Here is a 4,682-nt window from a genome sequence, read left to right on the forward strand (position 1 = left end):
TTATCAGCGATCAATTCTCAGTTTTTTCTGTTTTTTTAATTATGGAAAATAAGATTTTGCCATTTATATTTATAAGCTTTGACAATTCTAATGGCAAATTGATAAGCTTTTTGATAGATAATACTTTTATTTATATCCATAAACTCCTGAAAAAGCCAAAAACTAAAAGCTGATAACTGATAACTGAAATGACCTAATCTATATTATAAGTGTTCATCTGGACATAATATAACACCCTACTTCTGAATTCTAAATTCTCAATAATGAATGATAATAATAGACAAATGTTGCCAGAAATGAATTCTATTTGGCAGGAAACATTAAATTGGCAGCCAACAGCACAACAAAAACAACAATTTCAGAAACTTTATGAGTTGATTATTGTTGGAAATAAAAAGTTAAATTTAACTAGAATTACTACACCGGAAGATTTTTGGGAAAAACATCTGTGGGATTCTCTCAGAGGTATTAAGTTTATCTTAGAAAATCAAATAAATTGGCAAGAGGAAAAAAAGGTTATTGATATTGGCACTGGTGGCGGTTTTCCCGGATTACCAGTTGCAATTACTGTACCTCAATATGCTGTTACTTTACTAGATTCAACCCGCAAAAAAATTAATTTTATCGAAACTATATTAGCAGATTTAAATATCAAAAATGCTTTAACTATAACTAACAGAGTTGAACAAATTGGTCGTCTATTTCAATATAGAGAAATTTATGATATTGCTCTTTTGAGAGCTGTTGCACCTACAGTAGTCTGCGCTGAATATGCTTTACCATTATTAAAAATAGGTGGGATTGCAATTTTATATCGAGGAAATTTGACAACTAATGAACAGATTAATTTACCAGAAGTTGTCAAACTTTTGGGAGGCAAAATAGAGACTATTGAGGAATTTAAAACTCCCTTAAGTCAAAGTATTCGTAATTGTATATATTTGCGAAAAGTAGGGAAAACTCCAATAAATTATCCCCGTCCAGTTGGTGTACCTACTCAAACACCTTTAAAGGATCTAAATAATATCAAATAGGTAATTTTTGTCAACCATAATTAATAGGAAGATGGGGGGATGCATAAGTAGTATCATTTTTTGTATTTCATATAAACTAAAAAAAAAGCTCTAAGACAAAGTTAGTAAAATGATTTTACAAATGACGTAATAATTCAGTTCTTAGCAGTCAGTTAGCCTCATGTTGAGGAACTACGTTAACAACAAATAATGATAATTTATTTTAAGGTTAAAGGAACTTTCTTTGGCAGTAACTTTTAATTATCTCTCTATTTCTCAATTGCTTTTGAGGGTATCTATAAATAGAAAATTAAGCCTTGATGTAGAGTGAGTTAGGCACCGAATAATCTCACAAAATAAAGTAATATTTCCTTGACCGCCGTAAACGACAGAATACTATAGCAATCCTAAATAGGTCGTGATAGATTAAAAAGTAAATAAAAAAGTTGAAACTCTTACCTGTTGCCTGTTGCCTGTTGCCTGTTGCCAGTTAAGTGTTCCCTAAAAAGCAGTAAGATTTTTGCCACGAATAAAATAGGATTGCTATAAATATTTGAGGCATTTATTTAGATTTATTTTACAGATACCTTCTTTACCAAAAAATTAATTATTAATTATTCGGTAAAAGCCTGCATTTTCAAGGGAAAAAAAATAATATTTCCTTATATTCTAATTCCGTTACGGTTTTAATCAGAGGTAATTATCAATTATCCATTAATGAACTCCTCCTTTTATCAATAGCTGATAGCTAATAGCTAATAGCTGATACCTGAATGCTTAACAAATGAGTGACTTTAAATCCTTGCCTGGTCTAGATTTTTCCAGAAGAGCCATTTTTCAAATTGGTATAATACTTTTGTTTTTTGCAGGTAAATAAGCTTAAACCTAAGATTCCAAGTGCAATAATCGTACTTGGTTCAGAAACAGGAACTGTGCTAATGCTAAGACTATTAATTCCCAAAGCACGTTCTGGTACAGAACTACTAAAAATCAGTTGAGAAATCTCTGGAATATTACTTTTAACCCCTAAAAATACTGCTGAATTATCTAGTGCTAAAGAGGAAGTTCCATTAGTCGAAAAAGTTCCTAAAAGATTATTTTTATTATCAAAAGCTGAGATAAATACTTGAAATTGAAAAGTATCGTCTACAGCTATCTGAGTACCTGCTCCTTTAACAGGAGTATCAAAATTAATAGTTATAGGTCCTTCATTTCCTACTGCTGGAAATGTGTTGGGATTAAAACCAGTAAATAAAATAAAATCATCGTCGGCAAAATTAGTGGGAATACCAAATGGTGGCAAAGATGTTTGAAACACGAAAGGAGGAGTTATTTCTGGAGAAGATGTGAAAGGAATGTCTACATTTATTCCTAAACCACCTGTAGATGTTGCGGAAAATTTGTTTGGTAAAAATGGAGTGGGATCTGGTGAAAAAGGGTTCAAAACTTGACCTAAAATTGACCATTCAAGTTGGTCGTTTTCCTGCAATGCCTCACGTTCTGTAACAAAGGTTATTGCTCTGACGGGTAATGTTGAGGAAGAAAGAATTAACCAAGAAGAAGTAATAAGTAAAAAGGTAAACTTGATTAAATTTACTGGCTCTATTAAGGATGTTTGGAAAAAATTGTATAATTTTAGGATGTTATTGTCTTTTTTCATTATTAACCTCTACAATGGATTTTAAATATCAATATATTAAATACATAAAATAATTATCACTATTTTAATTATTTTATTATACTATTTTCAAAAAATACTGTTATACCATTTCTCAAAAAGAATACTATATCTAATTGGGTGGGGAAGTGTGGGGAGTGTGGGTAGGTAGGGACGTTGCATGCAACGTCCCTACAACATAAGAATAATAGACATTAACTGAGCTATTATTAGCAAGTATGCTGATTCCCCCTGTGTTAATTACTTAATAACTGAAGTTTGACCTAAGTATAGTAATACTTTTGGGAATTGGTATTACTGTAGCAGTCCTATTTTATTTGTGTATAAAAACCTTACCGCTTTTAGGGAACACTTAACTGGCAGCAGTTTCAGTTTTTTTATCTACTTTTTGATTACCCGCAAACTATGCGCGGATTACTATAGGAGTGTTGAGATTAATACTGTAGCGACCTTTTTTGAATTTCGTATTAAGATATAGCTGTTTGCGTATCATACCATTAAAAAAAAATAATGTTATAAATAATAATGCCGATCGTGCATATTTTATAGGAGATTTCCTTTGGAATAATAAGATAATTTATGAACTAAGAAATAGTATCAAAGCTATTTATTATGACTCCTGACTCCTCAAAAAATCCCTTAGCTATTTGTAGCAAATATTTATAAAATTGGTATTAGTTAAGTATGGTTTACTAATTAAATCTCAAAGCGTTTACATTCTAATGGTTATAGCCTTTTCCTGTCGAAAAAAGTTCCTGGTTTTTAGCTGTTTTAGTCTCAAAATGGTAAAGTTTTAACCCTAACAATGCCGAAAATTTGGCTGTAGTAGATAGTCTAAACTGTTCCCTGTTCCCAGTTAAGTGTTCCCTTCCTTCACTAATAGACTTATTCAGCAAACCCTAAGTAAATTAACAAACTATGAAAATATCTCTCGCCAGAAAATTATCTAACGAGAGATTAGGCAAATTTAGAGATAGAAATAGTTTTTTTAGACTCTAATGATGATGATTGTTTGGACAAGTTTGTAAATCTTGACTCATCAACTCCTCACTTTTTGCCTTTTGGTTTTCATCTATAGCTTCTAAACCAACCCAATTATTAACAACTTCAACATCAAATCCCACTTCTCTACGATCGCCTACTTGTATTAGAGGACGACGAATTAACAATGGGTCATTTAGCATCATTGTTAGAGCAGTTTCAGCATCAGTTTGTTCGGGAACTACTTCTCCAGATTTAACTTTTGGAGCTGCTTTGTTAAACCACTCCGCTACTGGGCGATCGCCAAAAAATAGACGTAAATTATCTTTTGTCCAAGCTTCCTTCAACAAGTTATGAGCTTCTAATTGATGACCTGCTGCTTCTAGCAAAGTCTTTTGCTTGGTATTATTTTTGCAGCCTGGTTTTTCATAAAAAATCACCTTTGCCATTGTCTTATCTCCTAAGCAGTTTTTTGGTGATTTTTTAATCTTAATACCTGATGAAATAGCAAATTGTAACCAATTATAAAGAAATTTTATTCTCAGGTATGATATAATTTTATATAGAAATTTTAAACTAAATTAAATATTTATCAAAAAGCAAATTGGTATAAGTATAACAATTTAATAAATGTTTGCTACAAATTAGTCCCTATTCCCTATATTGATTTTTATGATTAACTTATCTGTTTCCTGTTTCCTGATTCCTGCTTCCTTTTTAAATCAAATAATTAGCTATTTAACCAGCATATTTTTTATTAGTTTTCCTTTGCCAAGTTTGAACGAAGTCAGAAGTTAGAAGTTGTTTCCGATGCAATTTACTTCCTATTGTTTATCAGGAAATTAGAAGTCAGAAGTTGCTTCCAATGCAATCTATTTCCTACTCCCTATTCCCTATATTGATTTTTATGATTAACTTATCTGTTTCCTGTTTCCTGATTCCTGCTTCCTTTTTAAATCAAATAATTAGCTATTTAACCAGCATATTTTTTATTAGTTTTCCTTTGCCAA

The 4,682-nt window shown here is 31.2% G+C and carries 3 protein-coding genes; 1 reads left to right on the forward strand and 2 read right to left on the reverse strand.

Features of this window, described 5'->3' with window-relative positions:
- Positions 1-263 precede the first annotated feature (263 nt).
- A complete protein-coding gene (gene rsmG / locus F6K22_RS32655) occupies positions 264-1,034 on the forward strand; it encodes a 16S rRNA (guanine(527)-N(7))-methyltransferase RsmG (RefSeq protein WP_293107896.1) in 771 nt (256 codons plus the stop codon).
- Positions 1,035-1,824: 790 nt separating this feature from the next.
- Here the strand turns inward: rsmG and F6K22_RS32660 are convergent.
- Together F6K22_RS32660 and F6K22_RS32665 are read right to left on the reverse strand one after the other, a co-directional pair.
- Positions 1,825-2,673 (reverse strand): PEP-CTERM sorting domain-containing protein, encoded by an 849-nt coding sequence (locus tag F6K22_RS32660; protein WP_293107898.1) that lies wholly within the window; start codon positions 2,671-2,673, stop codon positions 1,825-1,827.
- Between the two features lie 1,013 nt (positions 2,674-3,686).
- Positions 3,687-4,121 carry an ArsC/Spx/MgsR family protein gene (locus F6K22_RS32665; RefSeq protein ID WP_293107900.1) on the reverse strand — a complete coding sequence of 145 codons (435 nt, stop codon included), beginning with the start codon at positions 4,119-4,121 and terminating at the stop codon, positions 3,687-3,689.
- Positions 4,122-4,682 lie beyond the last annotated feature (561 nt).

This window comes from Okeania sp. SIO2F4 (genome assembly GCF_010672385.1).
Lineage (GTDB): Bacteria > Cyanobacteriota > Cyanobacteriia > Cyanobacteriales > Microcoleaceae > Trichodesmium.

Coding starts and splice junctions, on each gene's coding strand:
- F6K22_RS32660 (WP_293107898.1), bottom strand. CDS start 2,673: ATGAAAAAAGACAATAACATCCTAAAATTATACAATTTTTTCCAAACA.
- F6K22_RS32665 (WP_293107900.1), bottom strand. CDS start 4,121: ATGGCAAAGGTGATTTTTTATGAAAAACCAGGCTGCAAAAATAATACC.
- rsmG (WP_293107896.1), top strand. CDS start 264: ATGAATGATAATAATAGACAAATGTTGCCAGAAATGAATTCTATTTGG.